This is a genomic window from Massilia sp. MS-15 (assembly GCF_020176695.1).
In the GTDB taxonomy this organism is placed as follows: domain Bacteria; phylum Pseudomonadota; class Gammaproteobacteria; order Burkholderiales; family Burkholderiaceae_D; genus Telluria; species Telluria hydrophila.
The window spans coordinates 1-618 of sequence record NZ_JAIWIA010000033.1; the positions used below are offsets into that span (position 1 = coordinate 1).

Sequence of the window (618 nt, forward strand, 5' to 3'; positions counted from 1 at the left end):
GTTTTGCAAGGAAAATCAGCCGGAAGCCTGGAAGGCGCCGTCGGCTCAGGAGCAGGCGCTACGGGCAATGGTGCTTCGTCTTGATGCGCTTCAGGAGATGCGCCAGCAGGAGAGCAACCGGCTTGCAGTGGCGCGCGATGTGGTGCGAGAGGAAATCTCTTCTCACATCCAATGGCTCGACAACGAAATCAAGAATCTGGCCAAGAAAATCCGCAACAGCATCGATGACGATCCAGGCTTGAGGCAACGAAAGGAGCTGCTCGAGAGTATTCCAGGCGTTGGCGAGCGCACGATCTCGATGCTGCTAGCCTTTTCACTTACGCCAGAGCGCTTCAGGAATGCCCGACAGGTGACGGCCTACGTCGGCCTCGATCCTCGTCAACACGAATCGGGCAGCAGCGTTCGTGGTCGTCCTCACATCTCCCGCTTCGGACACAGCGTCGTCCGAAAACTGATGTACATGCCTGCAATGTACACGCTGTATCGGACGACTTGGGGAAGGCAGTTCCTTGAACGACTCTCCCGTAATGGGAAAAACCCGATGACAATGATCGTAGCCATGATGCGCAAGATGCTGCATGTCGCCTTCGGCGTGCTGAAAAGCGGCGAAAAGTTCAA

The 618-nt window shown here is 56.1% G+C and carries 1 protein-coding gene; it reads left to right on the top strand.

Going from position 1 to position 618, the window contains the following annotated elements:
* Positions 1–618: transposase (locus tag LCI23_RS13580; RefSeq protein ID WP_224946984.1), on the top strand; the 618-nt coding region annotated here is incomplete at both ends.